Genomic DNA, 25510 nt, shown 5'->3' with positions numbered 1-25510 from the left:
TTTTTCGTTTCCTTCAAAAAAGCGATTAAAATATTCGCTTTTAAAAAAAGCAATGAACCCATCTTGATTTTTAGAAATAAAATGAAAACCAAGATGAGTTCATTAACATAACTTTAACAAAGAACGTACCACTTTTTTTATTTTCAAAAAAAAGATAGGTTTTGGACGCGGAATTATCATTAAAATAATAACACAAAGAAGCTCTAGCCAAGGAGAAAATATATTTATATTAATGCAGTGGTACAGAGCTGAAAGCAGCATATGACTATATGCAAGAATTGGCAGAGGGTATTAAATAATTTATGGTACATAACTATGTTGAAAATAAAACAATTGATAGCAATTAAAAAAACGCAAAGGCAAAGATAGTATCCTCAAAAGCAAATTCATTTGTAGTTTAAGCGATTAAATAGTGTTAATATTGCTTTTTAAACCCACTAAACATAATAAACTCATAATGAAGAAATTTATTTTTAAATTCGCTCTACTCCTACTATGCATTAGTTGTGCTGAAAAAAACAGAACTTTTACTATCGATGAAATAGCACTATTGCCAAAAGTAGATTCTCTAGTATTAGCAGCCGAATCTTTTGCGTTTAAAGATGGACAACAACTTATAATGAATGCTGTTGAACAGCAAATTGCAGCAAATGACCTTATCCTTTTTGTAAAATCAACAGCTGATTTTGATGTAACTGTTAACGAAAATTCAGGTTCCATTTATTTTGAAAAAACAGAAGGTTTACCTGCAGAAGGATATGAACTTATAGTAACTCCAAAAAAAATAACGATTAAAGCTAATGACCAAGCTGGTTATTTTTATGGTGTACAAACGCTAAAGCAATTACTAAGCAAAGAAGTATCACCAGAAACAAATACAACCAAATACTTAGTACCATCGCTAACTATACAAGATAGTCCTCGATTTCAATGGCGTGCATATATGTTAGATGAATCGCGTTATTTTCATGGCGAGGAATTTGTTAAAGAGATACTAGATCAAATGGCATTATTAAAGATGAATACTTTTCATTGGCATTTAGTAGACGATGCAGGTTGGCGTGTAGAAATTAAGAAATACCCTTTGTTAACCGAAGTTGGTGGCTTTCGTAAAGACTCTGAAATAGACACTTGGAAAAGTGGAAAAACTTCAGGAGAACCTCATGGAGGATTCTATACGCAAGAGCAAATTAAAAGTATTGTAGCCTATGCTGCAACAAAAAATATAAATGTGGTGCCTGAAATTGAAATGCCAGGACATTCAAGTGCAGCTATTGCGGCCTATACTTGGTTAGGCACTGCTGGTATTGACATTGAAGTACCTATAAAATTTGGTAGACTCTATGATAATTACGATGTTACAAACCCAAAAGTTATAGAATTTTTAAAAGACGTTTTAACCGAAGTCTTTGAATTATTTCCTTCTGAAGTCATTCATATAGGTGGTGATGAAGTGGGGTATAAAGTTTGGGAAGATTCAAAACATGTACAAGCGTATATGAAAGAGAATAACATTAATTCACCTGCCGATTTACAAATACAATTTACAAATACCATTTCAAAGTTTATTGAAGAAAACGGACGAAGAATGATGGGATGGAACGAAATAATGGGTAAAAACATCCACAAAGGTTTTGAAGAAAAAAAGAATGATAAAGAGGCTGAGACCGAATTAGCTAAAAATGTGGTAGTCCATTTCTGGAAAGGCGATGTAGCATTAGCTACAGACGCGGCTAAAAAAGGATATGGTATTGTTAATTCATTGCATAGTAATACCTATTTAGATTATAATTATGAAGGGATTAGTTTAGAAAAAGCCTATGGTTTTAATCCTATTCCTGAAGGATTAGAGGAAAAATACTACAAAAACATTTATGGCTTAGGATGCCAAATGTGGAGCGAGTGGACGCCTACAAATAAGGATGTTGAAAGACAAACTTTTCCGAGAATTGCTGCCTATGCAGAAGTGGGTTGGACTACCTTAGAAAATAAAGATTTTGAAAGCTTTAAAATAGCACTTAAAAAAATGCAGTTGCATTGGGATAGCTTAGGCATTAATTATGCTAAAGTGTTGGAATAACAACGCTGGTTCTAATTTGAGCCAGATATATATACGCTTCAGTAAATTGTAAATGAGATAAAAAAGCTAAAAACATGCTGTGTTTTTAGCTTTTTTTTTAACTTCTCTTTACTATTTTGGAAATAATCATCTCTATTTTTTAATATGCTTTGATTTTTCTTCAGTATATAATGCTGCACATTGATCCATAAAATCACCCACGATTGCACCATCAAAATCAGATAAATTTTGAGTTGAAAAATTGAGCGTACGTTTTATAGGTTCCATTTTAATTAAGGCTTCTTTTTCAAGGTCGTAATAATGCCAATTGCCTATATATTTATGTGTATTTAAATTAATACTAGATTCACCACTGCCATCATTTGCCGCGTTTCCAAATTCGTATCGGCTCAACCCAATGGCTTCAATTTCTTTTGTTTTATTATTATATCTAAATTGAACTCCAAAGCCACCTCTCATAAAATTAACTTTAAAATAAAATCCGTTTTTAGCTTTTGTAAAATGGACCGTCCCTGAAGGATCACCCATCGGTTTACTTTTAAAAATCTTATTTGGAGCCGATAATTCTGCATAAATATAGCCATCGTCGTCTTCAAAGGCAATCCATACCTTATCGGGAATCAAATCATGATCAATATTTACAACTAAGGTATCTTGTGCATACATTAGGTTTTGAAATAAAAAGAGCATGAGTACTGTTTTTTTTAGCATAAATTTACGTTTCAATTTAAAGCACAATATAATTTAGTTAGTGTATTCTGTTTAATTCCATTTTAGCTGTTTTCTTTCTTTCCAATAATCGTAACTCGAAATTCCGAAATCTGTTAATTGATTAATTTCTACAGAAGTCAACGAAAATTGATTCGCTTTTAAATTGGCTCTTAAATGGATGTCATTGTTGGCACCACTCAGTACCATTGCATCTGTAAAAATTTCCATGCCATAACGTAGTGCAATAGCATCCGCACCTACCTTATATTTTTCACCAAGATGCGTCATAAATTCATAAAGACTATTATATTTCGAATAGTTTTGGTTTGGAATTAATCGACCATTTGCCAAGGCTTCTTTAATAATAAAAGGTCCAGTACGCTCTTGTAATATTTTTTTATATTTTACAATGCTTTGATCTAACATATTAAAAGTACACTGAAAGGATTGAAACAAGTCTTCTTTCTCCACTTGAATGGACAATCCTTTTTCCAAAACTTCCGCCTGATTGTCTCCTGTAGTTGTTAATCCTATGACAATATTGTATTCCGTTTTTAGCTCGTGTAATCGATTTAAAACCTCCGTATTTTCTAGAACTCCGGTATCCAAAGTAGCCGAATGTATTTGATATACTTTTAAATACGGTAGTAACTTTTTAGACTGCTCCCATTGTTTGTTCAAATTAGCTAAAGAATGCTCTTTTACCTCATGTATTTTTGCATTGGGATCAAAATTGGCAACATAAGTATAGCCCCATTTGGTTGAAACTAAAATACTCGAATCGTTCTTATCTTTTAACCAGCCTACCATTAATTCTTCGGCTATACCATATCCAGGAGACGTATCAAAATAACGAACACCATTTTTATAAGCATTTTCTAATACTTCTAACCCTTTTTCTTTAAATTTTGGCAATGAGAATACTTCTTCACTAGCATCTTGATTAATGTTAATGTATAAAGGTCTACCAATAGCTGCTGTACCTAATCCAATGTTGTTTTTTGATTTCAAATTTAAATTTTGGTGTTTGTAATTTCAGGCAAAGAACGCAAAGAAAAAAACACGCAAAGCTCGAAAAATATAAATTGACTTATTCTAATCTCTATGTGATATTTGCTTTAAACCATTACTTTATTGTTGGTTAAGCTTCTTTCTTAAAAAAACTATCTTCAAATCTTAAAAAGTGACACGTATAACCATTGGGGTTTCTTACCAAATAATCTTGATGTTCGGGTTCTGCCTGCCAAAACGGTGCAAAAGGTTCTAAGGTTGTAACTACATTTCCATCCCATTTTCCTGATGCATTAACAATACTTATTACCTCCTCTGCTATTGCCTTTTCTTCCTCGTTTTGAAAGAAAATTGCCGAACGATAACTAGATCCCATATCATTTCCTTGTTGATCAACCGTAGTTGGATTATGAATTCTGAAAAAGAAATCTAAAATCTCTCGAAACGAAGTTTTATCGGCATCATATGTTATTTCAATACCTTCGGCGTGACCTGGATGACTTTTATACGTCGGATTTTCATTTTGTCCACCTTGATATCCAACTTCAGTATCTATGACACCTGGGCGTGTTCTAAAAAGATCTTCCATGCCCCAGAAACATCCACCTGCTATATATGCTTTTTTAGTAGTACTCATACTTTATAATTTTTTAATTTCTCTTTTAAATTTTGTCATCAATTTGACCGTTTAAAATTAGAAAATATTTACCACTTAAAAATTAATTATATGAATTGTTAGCGATTGCTCCTGCAAAAGCTCTTCTTCTAATGGATAGAGCATGCAAAACAGGCAGAAATGGTTTGTTTTATATTGATTTTTAAGATAGCAAATTTAAAAAATGAGTTTTCCTCGATAAGAGTATTTAATAACGACTCTACTTCTCTATTTCTTTTATGAAATTTTCTGCAATTGTTATCAAATAACTGGAGCTGTTTTGCATGGCATCCTCTAAATCTTTAGCTACCTCTATAACAGAAGCCGCATATTCAATTCCCATTTTTTTTAAGCTATATTCCGGTAATTCTATGGCACCACAAAAGGCAGCTACTTTTATGTGTTGATCTAAGGCAGAAGTTAGCACGCCCTTAATGGTTTTACCCGATAAGGTCTGATCATCTAATTTTCCTTCTCCTGTAATAATCCAATCTGCATTCTTAACGTGGGTCTCAAAATCAGCAATTTCTTTCACTAAATCTATTCCAGAAGTAAGTGTTCCATTTAAAAATAGTTGTGTGCCTACCCCCATTCCACCAGCAGCCCCTCCTCCTTTTATTTGCTGAACATCGGTATTAAAATGACTATTCAATACGTTAGAAAAATCTTTTAATCCTTGGTCAAGCATTTTAATATCTTCAGTTGAAGCACCTTTTTGAGTACCATATACATAGGCTGCTCCTTCAATTCCGTATAACGGATTGGTAACGTCACAGGCTATTTTAAAGGTTACATTTTTTAATGCTGCATTCACCTGACTCGTATCTATAGACTTAATTTTTGATAAGTTTTTACCAACAGCCAACACTTCTTTTTTATTGGCATCTAAAAAGCGAAAGCCAAGTGCCGCTGCCATACCCGTTCCACAATCGTTAGTAGCACTACCGCCAATACCCAAAATAATTTTGGTAGCCCCTTTTTTTAAGGCATCCAAAATAAGTTGTCCGGTACCATATGTTGAGGTGTTTTTGCAATCGAGTTCTTCAGTTCTTAATAGTTTAAGACCTGACGCTTCTGCCATTTCAATAAATGCCGTTTTTGTAGTACTCGCATATAAATATTGAGCTTCAACTTCTTTAAATAAAGGATTATTAACGTGCGTGGTAATAAAAGTACCGTCAAGATAATAATTAGCTACATCAATAGTTCCATCTCCTCCATCTGCCAAGGGTAATTTTACAATGTTGTATTCTGGTTTAACATGTTGAATGCCTGATGCTACTGCATCACAAAATTCCAATCCCGTTAAGGATCCTTTAAATTTATCGGGTGCAATAACAATTTTCATAAGTTGTTGTATTGAGATTATCCAAAAATTGTGGGTACGAAATAACTAAAGATCACTATTACTATAAAAAATGCTACTAAAATATATACTTCTTTTATCATGAAGTCAGATTTTTTTATAGACACATTAAAGTTTGAAATACTTTTAACTTCAACATTTTTTGTTAAGGCACTCACTGTATAAGCAATTACCAACGAAAGTATTACACCTGTGAAATTTAACCAAATCCAAAATATTTCAAAACCTAAATCTATATTAAAAATTTCTTGCATGGTTTTTGAAAAAATAAGATTTACCAGTACGGCAACGATAATTCCGGCATTCATACCAATATGATTGACTTTTTTAGAGAAAAAAGCCAATAAAAAAGTTACTAAAACAGGTCCATAAAAAACGGAACCAATAGCATTAATTATTTCTATTACCGCACTTTTACTGCCTCCAAAAAGAAAAGCACTTGCCATACAAATACCACCCCAAAACACAACAGATGCCTTTGAAATTGCCATATATTTTTTAGGCGATAATTTCTTTTCTCCTCTATTAAAAAAATCTTCAACGGTTACTGCAGAAAGTGAATTTACGGTAGAGCTTAACGAAGACATGGCAGCGGATAAAATACCCACCATTAAAATACCAATAAGGCCGTGTGGTAAATATTTCATAATAAACACGGGTACCATTAAATCTACTTTAATACCATTAGTAGCAAATTCTTCAGGAAAATGTTTTTGTGTAGTACTTGCAATTTCCTCCAGAAAATCAGGAGCCAACATTACCAAACCACCTATAATTAAGCCCATAGTACAATACACCAATACTACTGGAAATCTCAATAAGCCGTTAGCTAATAATAGCGTTCGTATTGTTTTTTCATTTTTAGCTGATAAAAGCCTTTGTGCCTGTGTTTGATCACAACCATAATAGGATACATATAAAAAGAAACCACCAATAAGCATGGGCCAAAATCCATATTCATTGCCCTTGCCAATACCTAAATTATAGTCAATAACCTGTAAACGTTCTGGGGGGAATCCATTGGCTAAACCTCCGTGTTCTTGTACTAGATTCCAGCCAAAATACACACAAATAATTAAGCCTGTAAATAAAATAATCATCTGAATGGCGTCTCCCCAAACCACAGCCTTCATCCCTCCTTGCCAGGAGTATATAATGGTTATAACAGATATTATTAATATGGTATATACAAAATCAATGTCTAAAACAGCTTGTAATATAATGGCAATAGTATACACCATTACACCCGTACCTAAAGCCCTACTGATTTGAAAAACAATACTTAAAATTAACCGCGTTGAAGTACTAAATCTTTTCTCTACAAATTCATAGATACTTACCACACCCGATCTAAATAATGGGGGTACAATAACAATCATAATAAATATCATTGCTAATGGCACGGCAAACTCAAAGGTTAACCATTTCATACCGCCATTTAATTTTAAGCCAACAAAGGCGGGTGCGGAAATAAAGCTAATGGCAGACAATTGGGTTGCCATGGTCGATAAACTCAAAGGAAACCATCCTAAGCTTTTGCCCCCTAAAAAATAATCTTTTGAGTCTTTATTATCTTTAAAGAAAAAACCCATTCCTAAAAAGAAAACAATGTAAAATATAATGATACTATAGTCTAGCCAATTCATACTATTTACGTTTAAGGGTTGTTACTAATTAATGGACATAATTTAACAAAATTTTCTTCTAACAAATAATGGTCAGAAAAATTGAGTGTTTCCATCTGAGCCTAATATTTCTAAATTATAATTAATCACTTAACATATCTATGAGCAGAGCCGCACTCCATGAAAAATCATTACCACCATAGCCTGCTCGTACTTCTCCATGTGCTTCTTTTCGAGCATCAAAATACTCATAAAACCCATTAATTTCTATCAATGCTATCGTATCTTGTTTTACTCTTTCTGCAATATTTTTGTATCCATATTGGGTCAATCCTTTGTAAAGCATCCAGTTTAGGTTGATCCACACTGGACCTCTCCAATATTGTTTCGGATTGTACCGCTCGCTAGTTGGATCAAAAGAGGCACATAAATACTGATCTGGATTACCAAATTTTGTCATCATTGTATTTACCATCTCTGCTGCTCTTTCCTTATCGGGAATATTTGCAAACAACGGAGCAAATGATGATGACGAAATATATCTTAATGGCTTGTTATTTCTTAAATCATAATGAATATAGCAACCCAACTCTTCGTCATATAACTTCGAATTAAAAGATGAAATACTCAGCTGTTGCCATTGCTCTAATTGACGTACCTTATCCTCATTATTTCCTATACGCTTATAGAGCTTTATCAAACTTTCATTCGATTTGATAAGCATGGCATTAAATAGTGGATCTTGTACCAAAAAAGGTGATAATTCTGCTATTTTTTCATCGCTATAATTGTGCTGTTTTGCAATTTCTATGATGTGTAAATAATGATCATACTCTCTTTTCGAAGGACGTTGTGATGCGTCAACATGCGAAGTGTCTCTTCTTTGAAAATCATATCTTGGTGAATCTACCGTAGCCCAAATATCATCCCAAATTGGCGAATTATCGGTACCGGACTCCCAGTTATGGTAAATATATACCAGACCTTCATTATTAATATCTCTGTGTTGATAAAAATAGCGATGGTTAGCATATACTTTATCAATTTCTGATTCAATAAAGGTAAGTAGATCTTCTTTATCTGGGCTAATATTATACATTTCTTCTAATACAAAACCGGTAACGGGCGGTTGTGTCATCCCTGTAGATTTGTATTTTTTTGATGATAACGGATGTAAATCTGAACGGTGAAAATCTGCACCAGGAAAATAGGTATCCGTATCAGTATGGAAAATAATATGTGGTATAAAACCATTTTCCCATTGAGCATCGAGCAATGTCGAAATTTCTTGTTTTGCTTTAGGCATATCGAAATGAGCAAAGCCTATTGCTATAAAACCTGAATCCCATAACCATTGAAAGGGATATAAATTCTTACAAGGTAAAGTGAAACCACCTGGTTGATAATTCTCGGTAAGAATTTGCTTTGCCTTTTTAATTAAATTTTCGTGCATATAATAAAATTTATGGATAAATAGAGTGAAAAAAGAGTACAAAGATGTCTGTTGGATGGAAATCCAATATCCATCAATGTACTCCAACATTTACTAAAGAAACTAACTCAAATTTTAGAAATTAAATGTTGCTGTTAAGAATACTCTTCTCGGTAAAATTGGTCTTCCTACAAAAAACTCAGACTCTGTCTGACCTGCAGCACCTGCTCTTGGATTACCTTCTGTAATTCCAGAACTATCAAATAAATTAAACACTGAGAAACCTAAGCGAACAGATTGATTACTGTCTTGTTTTGCAAACGTATATCCAGCAGCTAAACGACCAATGTTAATGGCGTCTAATTCAATATTATTTGTATCATCTGTAAATTTCTTACCGGTATAGTTGAAACCGAAATTAGCATCAAACGCAGAATTGTCATAGTATAATCCTAATCCACCCAACAAGTTTGGTTGTCTTGCAAGTTCATTACCAACATTGGCTTCAGCATTTGTTCCATTTACAAGATCATAGTCTATATTTTTTGTGATTTCATGATCTTGATATGTAGCAGTTCCACGAAGATTCAAATTCTCAACGATTTCATAATCCCATGTTGCTTCAACACCAATTGTTCTTGTATTTTGTTCTGCTCTTGTTTGATCAATCAATTGACCACCAACAATAGCTTGACGAATTGAGACACGATCTTTAAGACCTACATAATACCCAGCAAAAGAACCTGAGAACTTACTATTTCCAAACTTAGCTCCAGCCTCAAACTGAATTATATTTTCAGGATCGTACTTACTTTCTGCTATACCTGGTACAGGTGCAAAACCTCTTAACTGTGGAAAGAAATATCCTTTAGAAAAGTTGGCATATAAATTTGTAGTTTCAGATAACTCATATAAACCGGCTAAAGAAACTGCCCATGCATTTGCTTCTACTTTAGTTCTTAAAAAAGAGCCATCAGCAGATTGTACATTACTCAATTCAGGTGTTAAATCAGCACCATTATAAACGGTTTCAGATGTAATTCCTCCTTTATTATTTTGTCCATCTGTATTTTCCCATCTAAATCCAATATCAAAACGCCATTTATCAAAAATCATCTCATCCGTTACATACAATGCTACTCTATTTTGTGATAAATAATTATTTGCTGTTTGTCCAATACGGTTATACAATCCACCCTCAGAATAAACAACATTTTCACCACTTGCATTTGTATAACTCAAATTAACTAGTCTAGGGTCATTATTAAATTCAGTTAATACTCTGTATTGATAATTAACATCTTCTGCCTCACTACGTGCAATAAAAGAACCAACGGTTATATTATGGCTTCCACCATTAGATGTTTCAATTCTTTTCGTCAAATTGATTTCTCCTGAATAATCAGTCATTGGACGTAAGCGATCTACTTCCAAATTATCAATTACCAAATCAGTACCACTTATTTGTTGGTTCGGATCACCACTTTGATAACGAGCAGTATATCCAAGGTTTCCTGGAGCTATACTTTCCATATAATTATTTAAAGTAATAGGATTTCCATTGTTACCATTTCCACCTACATATAAAGCAAAATTATGCTGATAGTTAGCGTATTTAACTTTTGATTTCAATTTAAGATCGTCACTAAAATTATAATCAAAGTCTGCTAAAAGATATCCACCTTTTGTAGAAACTCCATTAGCTATGGGACTGTTATAAACCCCACCTGGTGTATTGAATGATGTATTTGCTAAAGAGCCAGTTAATAATTGTTCAACAGGTTTACCATCGTTACCATTAATTCTTTCTCTGTTTCCACCAGAAAGTGGTAAAGGAAGATAAAATTGAGCATTATCATTAATAAATTGTCCATGCAGTGTAAATGAACCATTTTCGAATTTCTTTTTTATATTCCCTCTAAATTGTACCCCTTTGGTTGGTAGCCCAACATCTATTGGTCCATTATCATGTCGTACAAAGCCAGTAAAAGCATAGAATGTATTTGAATCTTCACCACCTAATCGTCCACCACTATAAAAATCAGTTTTAATTCTTCCTTGATTTGCTACTTCTACATTTATCATATTACCAGGATTTGAATCACCTGTTTTACTTGTATAGTTAATTATACCTGCAACAGAACCTGCACCATAAAGAACCGCAGACCCTCCTCGAACAAATTCAACTCCTTTAAAACCAATATCTGGTCTCGCATAAACATCATGAGCTGATGAATTCAATCCGAATGAACTTATCAAAGGCATACCATCATATTGTAAAGGATTAAATACATACTGTCCACCAGATGGAAGTCCTCTTACAAAAATATTACTTGCCGTTTCACCCCCACCACCTTCGGCAGTAATACCAGGTACACTACGCAAAATATCCGCTTGGCTATTGGCTGAAAGTTTAATTATCTCAGTTTGCTTTATTGAGCTTATAGATAACGGTGCTTGTTTCTGAGATCTAAAGGTACTTGATGACGTTAGTACAACTTCATCTAAAACACCAACGGCTTCCGTCAAAACCACATTTAAAGATATTGGTGTGCCTTCTAAATTAATAGCCTCTTCATGTGAAGTAAAGCCAATATAAGATACCTGAATGGTTTGTGCACCAGATAAATTAGTTGTAAAATTATAATTTCCGTCAAAATCTGTAGTAGTTCCAGAACTACTTCCTTTAATGACAACATTAGCTCCAGGAATGGGATTCCCAGAACTATCTTTAACGTCTCCCGAGATTTCGGTTTGTGAATTTCCTATCAGAAAGGATAAAGCACACATACATGTAAAAATTAGTGTTTTCATAAACTGTGATATTTAAATTAAGTTAGTATTTAATTACGATATATAAAAAATATCGATTAATATTTTGTAAACCTATCATTTTAAACAAGCGATAATTAAGAAAACAATAAAAAAAAGCCCGCAAACGTTTGCGGCAACGTTTGCAATTTATATATTTGTTTAGCTAATAAACAATTATGAAGAAAAAAAGCAATGTTACGCTGAAAGAAATCGCTAAAATTTTAGGATATTCTATCTCTACAGTTTCAAGAGCGTTACGAGATCATGTTGATATTAGTGCAGAAACAAAAGCAATTGTAGAGCAAAAGGCAAAAGAGTTAAATTATATGCCCAATATGTTTGCTCAAGGTTTTAGAAGTAGTAGAATGCATATTATTGGTGTTGTTGTTCCTAAGCTTTCTCATTATTTTACTTCTACAATGATTGAAGGTATTCTTGACTATGCAGAAACCAAAGGATATCGTGTAATAGTATCAGAATCGAAAAATAGCGTTGAAAAACAAAACCAAATGCTAAATACAATGCTACAATTTAATGTTGATGGCATTTTACTTTCAATGACCCGTAAAACAGCGAATGTTCAAGACATTTTAAATATTTTAGATAGAAAACCATTGGTTTTATTTGATAAAGTAATGAGTAAAATTCCATGTACTCAGATTATTATTGACGGTAAACAAGCTGCTTATAACGCTATAGAACATTTAATAAATATAGGAAAACGTAGGATTGCTATTTTTAAAGAGACAGAAAATTCATTCAATTCAGAGCAGCGGTTTGAAGGTTATTTAAAAGCCTTGAAAGATTACAACATACCCATAGATGAAAAATTGATTTTTAGTACCGAAGATATCTCATTGGAAAAAGGAGAACAATTGGCACAAATTGCAATTACCTTAAAAGAAAGACCCGATGCCATTTTTGCAATTACGGATAGCTGTGCCATTGGTGCCATTAAAATTTTAAATAAAAACAATATAAAAATACCTGAAGAAATTGCTGTTGTGGGATTTAGTAATTCAGCACACTCAACTATTATAGAACCAAATTTAAGCACCATTAATCAACCTGGTCATCTCATAGGAAAGACTGCTTTAAAGTATTTAATTGAAGAAATTGAAACTGATAACAATAATGATTTCCAAAGCAGTAAAACTGTTGAAATAAAATCAAGTCTCATCGTTAGAGATTCGTCCTTTATAGTATAGGTAGTTAACTTTTTAAGTTAAACATAAAATTAAAGTTACTGAAAACCAATACCATACAATTTAAATTAACAAAAATACTACCTTAAAAAAAGAGGTTTGTTATTCATTTTTTTTGCTTTGAAAATTTATAAGTAAAATTAAAAATTAAAAAGTCACGAAAATGTTTCTCAATTTCAAAAACCTTTTTATATTTGCAACCGCTAAAGGAGAAATGGCAGAGTGGTCGAATGCGGCAGTCTTGAAAACTGTTGAGGGTCACACCTCCGGGGGTTCGAATCCCTCTTTCTCCGCAAAAGGAAACCCACAACGAAAGTTGTGGGTTTTTTGTTTTCCAAAACGTCGAAAATTTATTTTCGTAAGTGCATGGAAAACAAAAAACCTATAAAAACACAACGTGTTTTTGGGTTGCTATGTTTGTATTGGATTCCCAATCAGGGATCACGACCAGAGGGAGTAATCCTTTACACAGATTTTCATATGAGAAGGGAAAACAAAAAACCTAAAAAACACCTCGTGTTTTTGCGTTGCTATGTTTGTATTGGATTCCCAATCAGGGATCACGACCAGAGGGAGTAATCCTTTGAACATTACTTCATAAATGTTTGAAAACAAAAACAAACATGCTAAGCATGTGATGGTTTTTATGCTTGTTCAGGATATCCGTTAGGGATCACGACCAGAGGGAGTAATCCTTTACACAGATTTTCGTAAGTGCATGGAAAACAAAAAACCTATAAAAACACAACGTGTTTTTGGGTTGCTTTGTTTGTATTGGATTACCAATCAGGGATCACGACCAGAGGGAGTAATCCTTTTAGATTATCATATTAAGTAAAAAGAAAAACAAAAACAGCGTGTTTTTGGGTTGCTATGTTTGTATTGGATTACGTAGTTAGGGACCACGACCAGAGGGAGTAATCCTTTGAACATTACTTCATAAATGTTTGAAAACAAAAAATAAACATGCGAAGCATGTGATGGTTTTTATGCTTGTTCAGGATATCCGTTAGGGATCACGACCAGAGGTGAATTGTATTATGATAATGATAGTATTACTCGTGCCCTTGAAAGATTCCATCAAATCGAAACATCATCTCTTGACTCACCAAGAAATCTGGCCAACAGAGCTGGTTGCCTTGTTAAGCAAGGTGATTTTGATAAAGCTATGAAACTATTAGTACAAGCATCAGCTCTTAACAAGGACTATAAATGGTATATAGGAAATCTCTACGAAATTAAAGGTGAAAAAGAAAAGGCAATTTTAGAGTATGACTATGTCTATCAAAGAGATAACATTGTATATGCACATTACAACCAAAGAATACAAGAATTGAAAATGAATCCCAGCCAATTAATGACCGAACTACACTTCAAAGACAGAAGAAAAAGGACTTTGATATTATTAAAGGGAATTGATAATGAAGCAAGTGCAACTCAAATTGGTAGATTTGAAATTAAAAATCAATAAAACTGTACCCAACGTTATATAAAATTAATTGCTTATTCAAGCCTAGTTATGAACCCGGAAGTATCTGGGCTCATAGATTTTCTTTCTAAAGATATTTAATACAAACAAAAGAAACACATTAAAATTCTAAATATACCATCAACCACAAGTCATTATATTTCTTATATTTGGTAATGGATAGAATAAATAAAGGTGCTATGGTGCATATAATTCTATTTTTTTAGAAAGTAAAAAACATATATTAAAAATATAAAATTAATAAAAGAGATGAGTAAATTTCACTACGCTTTTAAAGTAAAAGATATAAAATCAACACGTAAATTCTATATTGAAATTTTGGGGTGTAAAGAAGGTAGATCAACTGAAAATTGGATTGATTTCAATTTTTTTGAAAATCAATTATCCGCTCATATAAGTGATAATTTCCCAAAATTGGACTATTGTGGAAAAGTAGACGGAATAAACGTTCCAATACCTCATTTTGGTTGTTTATTAGAAATTGATGATTTTAAAAGAATTCAGAAAAAACTTGAGAAGGAAAAACTTGAATTTGTGGTTAAGCCACAGAAAAGATATGAAGGAAAAACTGGAGAGCAATTAACAATGTTTGTCTTTGATTTCAGTGGTAACCCTTTAGAATTTAAGGCATTTTCTAATAATAATGAAGTTTTTTCTATTTAAGAAAAACTACAAGTATTTATTTAAAATGTTTCACAAATATTAAAAAAATATACACAAATGAACATTTTTTTATTCCATTAAAAAGTAATTTAGTAAAATTACCTAAGTGTTCCATATGTTTATCTTCACCTAGCTGAATAAAGTTGAAAAAACTATGAAATAGTTATATGTGTAACAGTATATATATTGAGATCGTTGTAGTTTTGTGAAATTATTTCTCTTAGCTTATTTTAGTGTTGGTTTTCCAAATTTCATTACTTCATCCAGAGCAACGGATATCTCACAGGCATATTTCGTATAATTTCTTTTTTGGTAAAATTGGCATCTAATGATTGCCAAGTTTTCAAATAGGCTTCATTTTGAAGTTCTAATCCTCCAATTTATAGCTCTTATTTCAATTTGATACAAGTTTTTTCATTGTAATGTAACAAAACGATGGAACATATAAATTTTATTTTTTATTTGTCTTTATCACTATAACAATATTGATATAGCATTTTAAAATGATCTTTCATTTTTTGTTTTGCTTCTTGAGGCTTTTTGTTTTTTATAGCCTCGTAAATATTTATATGCTCTTGTATAGCTAAAAATGAATAATTTTCATCACAAACGTGATATTTTTCGAAATTAGTAATGATTTCAGGACTGATCATTAACATAAAGCTATTTAATGTGTTATTACCACTTGCCTGAGCTATTGCTAAATGAAATAATAAATCCTCTTGAACGCCGTCTTCACCTTTTAAAATTTTTTCACTATATGCATCAAGAGCTTTCTTAATTTGTTGTAAATCTTTCGTGTTTCTTACCGTCGCAGCTAATCTAGCTGCTTTTAATTCCAGCAAAATCCTAGTTTGAACCAATGATTTAAAATCGGGGTCTTTCAAACTTAAAATACCATCAATCATTCCGTTCATACCAACGGACCCAATTTGAGCAACAAATGTTCCACTTTGTGGAATAGATTTTAACAAGCCATAAAATTCTAATTTTTGAATAGCTTCCCTCACATTTCTTCTGCTTACGCCAAACTTTTCGGATAACATTCGTTCAGAGGGTAATTTTTCTCCCGGTTCTAAATTTTTATAATTAATTAAATCTCTTATTTTTACAATAACATCATTTAACACTTCTTGATTATCTTTTTTTGCGATTACTTTTAACTTCATGTGTACTAACTTTAAATTATTAAGAAACTGGATAACAAGTTGAATTTTCAACGGTCTTTATGGCTAAGGTTACTTCAATTAAATGAATAGTATCAATAATACCACTGACTCTTCCACTAACTTTGTCTTTACGAATATATAGACCCTCTGTATTTTAAGGGTCTGGCAACCAACACTCTCCTTCTGAATAAAAATTGTGCATACCTCCAGTACTTCTTTTACTGCTAAAATCAGTAAGTGGTATTTGTTTCGCATCAAAATAAGCATCAACCAATTTTAATACCCGTTCTTTCTCAATAGCAACGGGGTCTAAACCTTGATCACCATGGCCATAATTGTTAATAAATAGAAAGCTAAAGACTATTGTAAAAACGATTTTCATTTTATTAAAGTACGCTTAGATTATAAGTACATTACTTAATTCACTATTATTCTATAGTTAGATAGGTGCCTTTAAAGTTCTGATTTAAAACCATTACTTTAAGATTACCATCATTGTATGGAATGACTTCTATACTTGCCCTTCCATTCGCCATAGCTACCGCCTCGCTTCCCGTGGGTGTGCCTTGATTTTTAAGTAACTTACCTCCTTCTAAGCACTGAAAGTAAACTTTATCTTCATAATCTAGACACACCAACCCATTTTTGTCAACAGCCTGTGCGGTGACTAAATAATTGCCATTTTCAAGCGTTTTGTACGATAATTCTAAGCCCTTAGCTGCATCATTTTTTGTATACCTATAACTAACCATTAAGGTATCAGTCACCTTATTTCCATCTAAAGGTAGACCTATGGCAACCAGTTTATTGTCACCTTCTTTAAAGTTTACATCCCAAGTTAATCCACTTGCCGGAAATTTAGAAATGTCTCTTTGCTTTTCACCTAAAAATTCGTCATTATGATAAAAAGCAACTTTGTTACAATTACTATACACACTAATTGTTCTGGCTTTGTTCTCAGGACCTTGACGCTCTGTCCAGGTATGTGATTCTATATACGTAAAGGGATTTTTACCCCAATAACTCTTAAATACGAAATAGGCATCTTTTGGGTTTCCGTTTCTATCAACCAGTCCTTTTTGGTTCATATAAGGTATATCATTTTCAGGTCTTAAAGGCGTCCCAAAATCTTTAAAAGCCCATTGAACATTACCGACGAAATCAGGGTCGGTTTCAGAGATACGCAAATGCCAATCAAATAGATCAACAATATAGTTCTCACTCCAATCGCCTATTTGGGCAATGTTAGCTACTTTGGTTTGTACAATTGCTTCTTCCCATCCATCGGAATTTATTTCACCTTCTCCTGTAATCGGGTTTTCGCTATGACGACCTAAATGACTCGAACCACCATATTCTGCATGTAAAAAATGATTATATTCTTTTTTGTAGGTATCAATAGCTTTTTGATAGCTTTTATAGCTACCGGAATACCAACCTGACCAAATAGAAGGCGAGAATACATCGACAATAGTTGCACCTTCATAGTATTTTCTTATTGCTGTTTTTCTATATAGATCTAGTTCATGGGCAATCGTATTTAATTCGGTTAAAAAGACATTCATTTTTTCGGGATTGTCTCCTCCTTCAAAATCTGGTAACCAATACATTTCATTACCTAAAGACCAGATGATGATGCTGGGATGGTTGTAGTTTTGCGAAATCATTTCTTTAAGCTGATTTTTAGTGTTGGTTTTCCAGACTTCATTACCAAGTCCACCGCGACACCAAGGAATCTCATCCCAAACCAATAATCCGAGTTCATCACAGGCTTTATAGACTTCAGGGTCTTGAGGATAATGAGCCAGTCGCACAAAATTTGCACCCATTTCTTTAATAGATTTCATGTCGTTATAATGCTGCTGGTTGCTCATAGCGGCACCAACGCCCGCATGCTCTTCATGACGATGTGTTCCTCGTAATAATACTCTTTTCCCATTCAAATAAAACGCACCATGATCTTTAAACTCAAACCACCGGAATCCAACCCGTTCTGAAACGCTATCAATGGCCTTATTGTTTTCTAATAAGGTTATATTAATCGTGTATAAATTCGGGCTTTCTGTATCCCATAACTGCGGATTCTTTAATCTTGAAAAGTTTATTTCTACTTCACCTTTATGAACTGAAATGGTTTTAGTTGCTATCCTCTTACCTTGTGGATCTGAAAGCACAGCCTTTATCCGTAATTCTTTAGCATTACCAGGGTTAGAAACTGATGCTGAGACAATTAAATTGGCACTTCGCTTTGAAACTTCTGGGGTATTAATTTTCAAATTGCTTATATGCTTTTTCGATTTGGTAATTAACCAAACATCTCGCGTGATACCTCCATAAATAAAAAAATCACTTTTCTGGGATGGTATTATCTCTCGATTATATCCATTATCAACACGAACTAATACTGTGTTCTCTCCTTCTTGGATATGATTGGTAATATCAATATTAAAACCTATATATCCACCAATATGTTCACCTGCTTCTTTTCCATTAACAAAAACCCTTGTGGTAATATTTGCTCCCTCAAAATAAAGTGTATAGTTTCTGTTCACATCAATAGTTTCAATTGGCATGGTCCTTTTATACCAACTTGCACTTCTACGGTAACCTGGAATTAAATCGGTAGCATCTTCTGCATTCCATGTATGAGGAAGATTCACTTTCTCCCAATTCTCAAAATTTTCAATATTGATTAGGTTATTCGTATTATGCTCAGCATAAAGCCAATTTTTATTAATATTTACCTTGCTTCTAACTTGATTATCTTTTACACTATTTTGCGTGTAAACTAAATTATGCGACAATACAAAAAAGAATATGATGTAAAATGATTTAATGGTGTTGTTAAACTGAATTTTCATTTCAAAAATTTATGGATTAAGACCTGTTTTTTCTACAATTTAGTCAGGTTGAATTTTAAAGCTCTTTTTTTCTTAAAAGTGCCTCTAAAAAATAGTAGTCGGCATAATTTATTGGGCCATCCATTTCATCATCTTTTGGTCCGTTGCCAGTGCTGTGTTTTAGAATAAATGGAGCTTCAACATCTTTATCTAAAATATAATTAGCGGTCTGCAGGTTATCTAAAACCTTATTGGCAAAATTAAGATAGGTTTTGTTTTTTGTAAAACTATACAATTCAAATAATGCTGAGCCCATAATGGTGGCTGCAGAAACATCTCTTGGTACATTCGGAATATCAGGATGATTAAAATCCCAATAAGGAATACCATCATTTGGCAAATTCAGGTGTTCCATAAAAAATTTGGCTGTCGCTTCTGCTTGAGCCAAATAAGCTGGGTCTTTAGTGTATCTGTAGGCCATCGTAAACCCATAAATTGCCCAACTTTGTCCTCGAGCCCAAGAAGAATCATCATTGAAACCTTGGTGCGTAACTTTCATTTTTACTTTGCCATTAATGGTATCATAAACAACTACGTGATTAACACTATTGTCTGCTCTAAATTGATTTTTTAATGTTGTATTGGCATGTTTTACGGCTATCTTGTGATAAATACTATCTCCCGACATTTTTGTGGCTTCAAATAACAATTCCAGATTCATCATATTGTCTATAATTACTGGGAATTCCCAAATGTCTTTATTAAAATCCCATGACCTTAAAGAGCCTACATTTTTATTGAAACGGGTAATTAATGTATTTGCACTTGTTATTATAATTTCTTTATAAGTCTTATCCTTTGTTACTTCATATCCTTCTCCATAACTGCAGTACATTTTAAAGCCCATATCGTGGGTACCGCCATTGAGTTTTTGGTCTTCCATGTTTGCGGTCCATACGGTGGCTTTTTCCTTATAGGCGTTGTCTTCGGTCAATTTATACAAGTTCCACAAACTACCTGGAAAAAATCCGCTACACCAATCTTTTGAAGGAACTTTTCTCACTTCTCCAGATTTTCCGTCCATACTCCTAGGAAACCCATCTTTTGTAACTGGATAATTTAATAGTTTTTCATACCTTATTATTAAAAGTGAGTCTCTAGAAATCGGCCCAATTTCGCTGTTTTTATTTGTAGAATTTTTACAAGATGAAAACAATAAAGTGATACATAGTAAGACTTGTATAAATATTATAAGTTCTATTTTTTTTAGTTTCATCTTCATGTTATTTTGGAATTAAGATTATACGGTTTTCCACCTTCCTTTTTATAGTAAGTTTTAATTTCAAATTTTAAATAGTGAATAAAAAGAGGCGTATAACCCTTATCAAGTGTACACGCCTCTTAACTTAACTAACTCAAATTATTATCATAAAAAGTTAACTATTAGTACCCAGGATTCTGAGGTTCTAAATTAGGATTTCTTGATAACTCATCAGAAAGTAAAGGCAATAAGTAATCTCTATTCGGATCAAAATTTTCCTTTAATCCTTCTAATCCTGAAGCACTAAACACCTCTGATCCCATTTTTCGTCTTACAATGTCATACCATCTTTTAAACTCAAAGGCAAGTTCCCATTTTCGATCTTCTAATACCATAGTCCTAAAAGCGTCTTGAGACAAGCCAGAAACATCTGCAGGAAAAGCAGCCCCATTTCCATTTCTTGCTCTTGCACGAACTCTGTTTACATAACCTTCTGCTTCAGTTGAGCCTGGTGAAGTTTCATTCAAAGCTTCAGCAGCGATTAACAATACCTCTGCATAACGCATCATCATATAATTCGTCTCTGACCCTCTACCATTACCGGTAGCAGTTGTTCCAATAGAGCGTGTGTATTTTGCAATATGTGGTCGGTTTACACCTCTACCACTACCACCGCTCTCCTTAAAAGCTGTATAGGGTACTACGTTGCCTCCAAAAACTCCTGTATCATCTAAGCTAACTGATTTTCTGTAATCTAAATCATTCCAAGTGGTATATACAGCAAGAGATGGAACAGCAACTGACCAACCTCCTCCAAGACCATATTGTTCGTCATCTCTAAGCCCGGTTAAAGCTGCTTGATAATCTCTACCGTCGTCTCCATCGCTAATACCAATAAAATCTAACGTAAATATAGGTTCCTTAGAACCCTCAATTTTTGAAGAATCAAATAGATCTTGAAAATCTGGTTCTAAACCTAGGTTATAGGTTCCTTCATTATCAATAACTCCTTTAGCTTCTGTATAAGCATTTTGATAGTCACCCTTCGTTAAATACACCAACGCTAAATAAGAATGAGCAGCTGATTTAGCTGGTATAGATCTTGAAGCTTGAGTATCTGGCAACCATTTTTTAGCAAACTCTAAATCGGCAATAATGTTTGTATACACATCAGTAGCCGCTGTTTTACTAATAGAACTTGATGCAACTAAATCTGTTACAGGTTCTGTTATATAAGGTATATCTCCAAATTGTCTTACTAAATGAAAATATGCAAATGCTCTTGCAAAATAAGCTTGTGCGGTAACAGGATTTTTAATTTCATCCGCCACATCTACATCTTCTGCCCCTGCAATAGCCTGATTAGCAGCAGCTATCATTTGATAAACTCTAAGCCAATAGCCATCAATCATACCATTATCCGCTTGAACTGTAAAGACATCATGATCAATTCTTCTGGAAGATGTAGTTGGATCACCAAAAGCTACCATATCACCACGCATCATAAGTGTTAATGACATTTTTCTTCCCCAAAAATCTTCATGAGTCATATGTCCGTATGCTGCGTTTGCTGCTGTTTGTATATCTTTTGTTGATTTAAAGAAACCATCAGGAGCTAATAACCCTACAGGTTGTTCTTCTAAGTCTGAACAACCTATTATTGATAAACCTACCAATAAAAATAAATATTTATATTTTTTCATTATATATGTTTTTAAATTATTGATTAAAATTTTAAATTAATGCTAAAGTTGAAAGACTTAACTGTTGGGTAATTTCCAAAATCAAACCCATTCGTTGTGTTACTTGCTTCGCTTCCTTGACCAACAACTCCATAACTCACTTCAGGATCTAAACCAGAGTAGTCTGTAAAAGTTAACAAATTTTGACCACTAATTGAGAATCTGACATTGTTCATACCTAATTTTTCAGTAACACTTGATGGTAAATTATAACCTAAAGCTATATTTTTTAATCTAATATAACTTCCGTCTTCTACAAAGCGTGAAGAAATCTCTTTTCCTCTTAGTTTTGCACGAGGAATGTTTGTTTCTGTATTTGACGGTGTCCAAGAATTTAAGATATCTCTATTAGCATTTGAATCTCCATTAAACAACTGTACATTTGTAAGGTTCATAACATCACCTCCTTGAGAACCTTGAAAAAAGATATTTAAGTCAAAGTTTTTATACGTAAAGTTATTTGTAAAACCAAATGTCCAATCTGCATTAGGATCTCCTATTATTTTTTGATCAGCAGTAGTAATATCACCACTACCATTTACATCTGTAAATAATTGGTCTCCTGCCCCTGCTCCACCTAAAGTAGCGGTACCTGCTGGCAAATCTCCTCCTTGGTAAACACCTTGATACTCATATCCCCAAAATACACCTACTGCTTCACCTTCTCTTAAGACATGTGTACGGGGAATGTTAAAATAACCAGGAGAAGCATCTTGGAAAATATCTTGACCATTTAACAAGGTTACAAATTCATTTTTATTGGTAGCCCAGTTAAAATCTGTAGTCCAGCTAAAGTTTTCATTAGAAACATTTCTGGTATTCAAAGAGATTTCAAAACCTTTATTATTTACTTCGCCTACATTTCTTAAACTAGCCGCAGTTAGAAAACCTAAATATTGTGGTTGACTAGAATCCTCTATGATAAGATCTTTAGTATCTATGTTATAATAATCTAATGAAAGTGTAATTTTATTTTTTAATAAACCTAAATCTAACCCGATATTGGTTTGGTAAGAAGACTCCCATTTTAAATCTGGATTAGCAACTTGATTTGGCGTAACATTGATCACAGTTGTGCCATTAATGGGTGTAAAAACCGAACCAAAACTTGCTAAAGATTGATAGGCTGCAATTGCTTGATTACCTGTAACACCATAACTTGCTCTTAGTTTTAGATTAGAAACAGTTTCACTATCTTTTAAAAATTCTTCATTTGAAATTTTCCAACCTACAGCACCAGATGGAAAAATGGCGTATTTTTCATTTTCCGCAAAATTAGATGCTCCATCTCGTCTTACTGTAGCAGTTATTAAATACTTATCATCAAAATCATAATTCAACCTTCCGAATTGTGATTGAATTTCAGTTTCTGAAAAAGATGATGTTGGTATTAATTGTGTCGAACCAGATTGCAAATTAAAATAAGAAAAAGAATCAGAAGTGAACCCTTGGGCTCCTGCAGAAAATCTATCCGTGGATGTCTTTTGATAAGAATAACCTGCCAATAAAGTTAAATTTCCTTTCCCTATTTCTTTATTAAAAGTTAAATAATTCTCACTTAACAATGTTGTTCTCTTATAATTTTCAATGGTTGCTCTTCCTCCTGTAGCACCTCCAGCTGTAACAACTAATGTTGACGGTCTAAAAACACCTGCATTTCCATTAGCTGTACTATAGCCAAAAGTTGTTTTAAAAGCCAGATTTTCTAAGATATCATAATTTGCATATAAGTTTGCTCTATAATTATCTGTTTTTGTTTCATTAATGCCCTCAGTAGCAATTGCATAGGGGTTATCAACATTATCACCTACAGAATTTATGGTATTTATACCATTTGAATCTAATATTCCCCTATCTGGTGTAAATCTGAACATCAATGAAACGATATCATCTCCACCTCCATTTGCAGTTTCACCTGTTGATTGTGTGGGAACGCCATCTTTAGCTCCTCGACTACCAAAAAGATTAAAACCTAGTTTCAATTTATCAGTTACTTGTGCATCAACATTTGACAAGAAAGAGATTTTTTCAAATTCAGAATTTATTATAACACCTTCTTGTTTAAAATAATTAGCAGAAGCATAAAAGTTTATATTATCGCTTCCTCCAGAAAAAGAAAATTGATGATTTTGAGTATTGCCCGATTTATATAATAAGTCTTGCCAATCTGTATTTGCCGGTCCTTGAACATAACCAGAATTAAACGACTGTTGATAGGCTGCAAATTCATCTGCGTTTAACAAATCTAATTCATTCGAAGTGTTTTGGATAGAATAGTTAGAGTTAACTTCTATAGATAACTTTCCACTTTTCCCTTTTTTTGTAGTCACTAAAACAACACCATTTGAGCCTCTAGAACCGTATATAGCAGTAGCTGATGCATCTTTTAATACCTCCATAGACTGAATATCATTTGGCTGTGGCATATTTGCACCTACAAAACCATCTACAACAATAAGTGGAGCACTACTGGCATTAATTGAAGTATTTCCTCTAATTTTTATATTTATAGGGGCTCCAGGCTCACCTCCATTGTTAGATTGAACAACTACACCAGCCGCACGACCCTGTAGGGCCTGTTCTGCACTTGCTAAAGGAAATGCATTTAATTCATCAGATTTAACCGAAGATACAGAACCTGTAATGTCGCTCTTTTTTCGAGCACCATAACCTACAACAACGACTTCTTCTAATTCATTGTTATCAGCTTGAAGAATTACATTTATTTCATTTTGTGTTCCCACGGGTACTTCTTGGCTTACAAAACCAATAAAGCTATATATCAATACAGCTTCGTTTCCAGGGACATCGATTGAATATAAACCATCAAAATCTGTTGAGGCTCCTGTAGTACCTCCTTTTACGGAAATGTTAACTCCAGGTAATGGCATTCCATCATCTGCTGCAGTTACTTTCCCTGAAACACTCCTTTCCTGGGCATTTACCATTGATACTGCTAAAAGCAGAAATGTCAAAAGGAAAGCCCTGACTAATTTTACTTTGTTTTTCATCATAATTATTTACTTAAGTTAGTATTGAATTTGGTAATCAAATTATTTGTGTAAAAAATAATTTTATTCATTATTTAAGGCCAAATTTAATAACCTAAGAGGTCATAAAAATTCGAAATAAGGGTACCAAATATCCAAGATTGATCTTTTTTCAAAGTAAAAACACTAATAAATAAATGGAGAGTCGCTAGATTAGCTTAAATAAATTATCAATAGACTAATACCAATAATAAGGATGAAGAATAGTAGTTCAATAATGGTTATATTTAGTTTATTCCATTTCATCTGTTGCTGTTAATTGTTTTAATTGAATAGAATGATCTGATTATATTATTGTATACTGGATCTCATACGAGGTATAAATAAAGAAGATTTTACAAGACAAATTTAAAAAGGAAAAATATACGGAGAGTTCAAAGATAGGGAGTCAAAAATA

Annotated in this window: 17 protein-coding genes and 1 tRNA gene; 5 read left to right on the top strand and 13 right to left on the bottom strand. The window is 33.1% G+C overall.

What is annotated here, in order from left to right; translation table 11 throughout:
* Positions 1–457: 457 nt before the first annotated feature.
* On the top strand, positions 458–2080 hold the full coding sequence (locus D3P13_RS06295; protein WP_117880470.1) for a beta-N-acetylhexosaminidase: 1623 nt from the start codon (positions 458–460) through the stop codon (positions 2078–2080).
* A 132-nt stretch (positions 2081–2212) separates the two neighbouring features.
* On the opposite strand, the gene D3P13_RS06290 is transcribed toward D3P13_RS06295, so the two are convergent.
* From D3P13_RS06290 to D3P13_RS06260, 7 genes are all read right to left on the bottom strand, one after another.
* Complete coding sequence (locus D3P13_RS06290; protein ID WP_117880469.1) at positions 2213–2791, bottom strand: hypothetical protein; 579 nt, start codon at positions 2789–2791, stop codon at positions 2213–2215.
* Between the two features lie 51 nt (positions 2792–2842).
* A complete protein-coding gene (locus tag D3P13_RS06285) occupies positions 2843–3802 on the bottom strand; it encodes an aldo/keto reductase (protein ID WP_232829141.1) in 960 nt (319 codons plus the stop codon).
* Between the two features lie 130 nt (positions 3803–3932).
* On the bottom strand, positions 3933–4439 hold the full coding sequence (gene msrA / locus D3P13_RS06280; RefSeq protein WP_117880468.1) for a peptide-methionine (S)-S-oxide reductase MsrA: 507 nt from the start codon (positions 4437–4439) through the stop codon (positions 3933–3935).
* 238 nt (positions 4440–4677) lie between these two features.
* On the bottom strand, positions 4678–5805 hold the full coding sequence (locus D3P13_RS06275) for a glycerate kinase (protein WP_117880467.1): 1128 nt from the start codon (positions 5803–5805) through the stop codon (positions 4678–4680).
* Positions 5806–5822: 17 nt separating this feature from the next.
* Positions 5823–7469, bottom strand: a complete 1647-nt coding sequence (locus D3P13_RS06270; RefSeq protein ID WP_117880466.1) for a sodium:solute symporter family transporter — start codon at positions 7467–7469, stop codon at positions 5823–5825.
* A gap of 121 nt (positions 7470–7590) precedes the next feature.
* A complete protein-coding gene (locus D3P13_RS06265) occupies positions 7591–8901 on the bottom strand; it encodes an amylo-alpha-1,6-glucosidase (RefSeq protein ID WP_117880465.1) in 1311 nt (436 codons plus the stop codon).
* A gap of 114 nt (positions 8902–9015) precedes the next feature.
* On the bottom strand, positions 9016–11694 hold the full coding sequence (locus D3P13_RS06260) for a TonB-dependent receptor (protein WP_117880464.1): 2679 nt from the start codon (positions 11692–11694) through the stop codon (positions 9016–9018).
* Between the two features lie 176 nt (positions 11695–11870).
* Here D3P13_RS06260 and D3P13_RS06255 point away from each other — a divergent pair, with 176 nt between their 5' ends.
* The 4 genes from D3P13_RS06255 to D3P13_RS06240 all read left to right on the top strand — a co-directional run bounded on the left by D3P13_RS06255 (position 11871) and on the right by D3P13_RS06240 (position 15051).
* The gene (locus D3P13_RS06255) at positions 11871–12902 is read left to right on the top strand and encodes a LacI family DNA-binding transcriptional regulator (RefSeq protein ID WP_117880463.1); all 1032 of its coding nucleotides are present in this window, start codon (positions 11871–11873) and stop codon (positions 12900–12902) included.
* A gap of 205 nt (positions 12903–13107) precedes the next feature.
* Positions 13108–13192, top strand: a tRNA-Ser gene (locus D3P13_RS06250).
* Between the two features lie 875 nt (positions 13193–14067).
* Positions 14068–14370: a hypothetical protein gene (locus D3P13_RS06245; protein ID WP_157972841.1), complete on the top strand. Its 303-nt coding sequence runs from the start codon at positions 14068–14070 to the stop codon at positions 14368–14370.
* Between the two features lie 267 nt (positions 14371–14637).
* Positions 14638–15051 (top strand): VOC family protein, encoded by a 414-nt coding sequence (locus tag D3P13_RS06240; protein WP_117880461.1) that lies wholly within the window; start codon positions 14638–14640, stop codon positions 15049–15051.
* Between the two features lie 458 nt (positions 15052–15509).
* Here D3P13_RS06240 and D3P13_RS06235 read toward each other — a convergent pair whose 3' ends face one another.
* The 6 genes from D3P13_RS06235 to D3P13_RS06210 form a co-directional block, all read right to left on the bottom strand.
* Positions 15510–16220 carry a FadR/GntR family transcriptional regulator gene (locus tag D3P13_RS06235; RefSeq protein ID WP_117880460.1) on the bottom strand — a complete coding sequence of 237 codons (711 nt, stop codon included), beginning with the start codon at positions 16218–16220 and terminating at the stop codon, positions 15510–15512.
* Positions 16221–16374: 154 nt separating this feature from the next.
* Entirely contained in the window at positions 16375–16602 is a 228-nt protein-coding gene (locus tag D3P13_RS06230; RefSeq protein ID WP_117880459.1) for a hypothetical protein, read from the bottom strand.
* 46 nt (positions 16603–16648) lie between these two features.
* A complete protein-coding gene (locus tag D3P13_RS06225; protein ID WP_117880458.1) occupies positions 16649–19081 on the bottom strand; it encodes a glycoside hydrolase family 2 protein in 2433 nt (810 codons plus the stop codon).
* Positions 19082–19136: 55 nt separating this feature from the next.
* Positions 19137–20336 carry a glycoside hydrolase family 88 protein gene (locus tag D3P13_RS06220; RefSeq protein WP_117880457.1) on the bottom strand — a complete coding sequence of 400 codons (1200 nt, stop codon included), beginning with the start codon at positions 20334–20336 and terminating at the stop codon, positions 19137–19139.
* A gap of 167 nt (positions 20337–20503) precedes the next feature.
* On the bottom strand, positions 20504–22024 hold the full coding sequence (locus D3P13_RS06215) for a RagB/SusD family nutrient uptake outer membrane protein (protein WP_117880456.1): 1521 nt from the start codon (positions 22022–22024) through the stop codon (positions 20504–20506).
* A 23-nt stretch (positions 22025–22047) separates the two neighbouring features.
* Positions 22048–25077 carry a SusC/RagA family TonB-linked outer membrane protein gene (locus tag D3P13_RS06210; RefSeq protein ID WP_232829140.1) on the bottom strand — a complete coding sequence of 1010 codons (3030 nt, stop codon included), beginning with the start codon at positions 25075–25077 and terminating at the stop codon, positions 22048–22050.
* Between the last annotated feature and the right edge of the window lie 433 nt (positions 25078–25510).

This window comes from Aureibaculum luteum (genome assembly GCF_003449015.1).
GTDB lineage: Bacteria > Bacteroidota > Bacteroidia > Flavobacteriales > Flavobacteriaceae > Aureibaculum > Aureibaculum luteum.
This window is presented reverse-complemented; position numbering and strand designations above follow the sequence as displayed.

Coding starts and splice junctions, on each gene's coding strand:
- D3P13_RS06295 (WP_117880470.1), top strand. CDS start 458: ATGAAGAAATTTATTTTTAAATTCGCTCTACTCCTACTATGCATTAGT.
- D3P13_RS06290 (WP_117880469.1), bottom strand. CDS start 2,791: ATGCTAAAAAAAACAGTACTCATGCTCTTTTTATTTCAAAACCTAATG.
- msrA (WP_117880468.1), bottom strand. CDS start 4,439: ATGAGTACTACTAAAAAAGCATATATAGCAGGTGGATGTTTCTGGGGC.
- D3P13_RS06275 (WP_117880467.1), bottom strand. CDS start 5,805: ATGAAAATTGTTATTGCACCCGATAAATTTAAAGGATCCTTAACGGGA.
- D3P13_RS06270 (WP_117880466.1), bottom strand. CDS start 7,469: ATGAATTGGCTAGACTATAGTATCATTATATTTTACATTGTTTTCTTT.
- D3P13_RS06265 (WP_117880465.1), bottom strand. CDS start 8,901: ATGCACGAAAATTTAATTAAAAAGGCAAAGCAAATTCTTACCGAGAAT.
- D3P13_RS06260 (WP_117880464.1), bottom strand. CDS start 11,694: ATGAAAACACTAATTTTTACATGTATGTGTGCTTTATCCTTTCTGATA.
- D3P13_RS06255 (WP_117880463.1), top strand. CDS start 11,871: ATGAAGAAAAAAAGCAATGTTACGCTGAAAGAAATCGCTAAAATTTTA.
- D3P13_RS06245 (WP_157972841.1), top strand. CDS start 14,068: ATGAAACTATTAGTACAAGCATCAGCTCTTAACAAGGACTATAAATGG.
- D3P13_RS06240 (WP_117880461.1), top strand. CDS start 14,638: ATGAGTAAATTTCACTACGCTTTTAAAGTAAAAGATATAAAATCAACA.
- D3P13_RS06235 (WP_117880460.1), bottom strand. CDS start 16,220: ATGAAGTTAAAAGTAATCGCAAAAAAAGATAATCAAGAAGTGTTAAAT.
- D3P13_RS06230 (WP_117880459.1), bottom strand. CDS start 16,602: ATGAAAATCGTTTTTACAATAGTCTTTAGCTTTCTATTTATTAACAAT.
- D3P13_RS06225 (WP_117880458.1), bottom strand. CDS start 19,081: ATGAAAATTCAGTTTAACAACACCATTAAATCATTTTACATCATATTC.
- D3P13_RS06220 (WP_117880457.1), bottom strand. CDS start 20,336: ATGAAACTAAAAAAAATAGAACTTATAATATTTATACAAGTCTTACTA.
- D3P13_RS06215 (WP_117880456.1), bottom strand. CDS start 22,024: ATGAAAAAATATAAATATTTATTTTTATTGGTAGGTTTATCAATAATA.
- D3P13_RS06210 (WP_232829140.1), bottom strand. CDS start 25,077: ATGATGAAAAACAAAGTAAAATTAGTCAGGGCTTTCCTTTTGACATTT.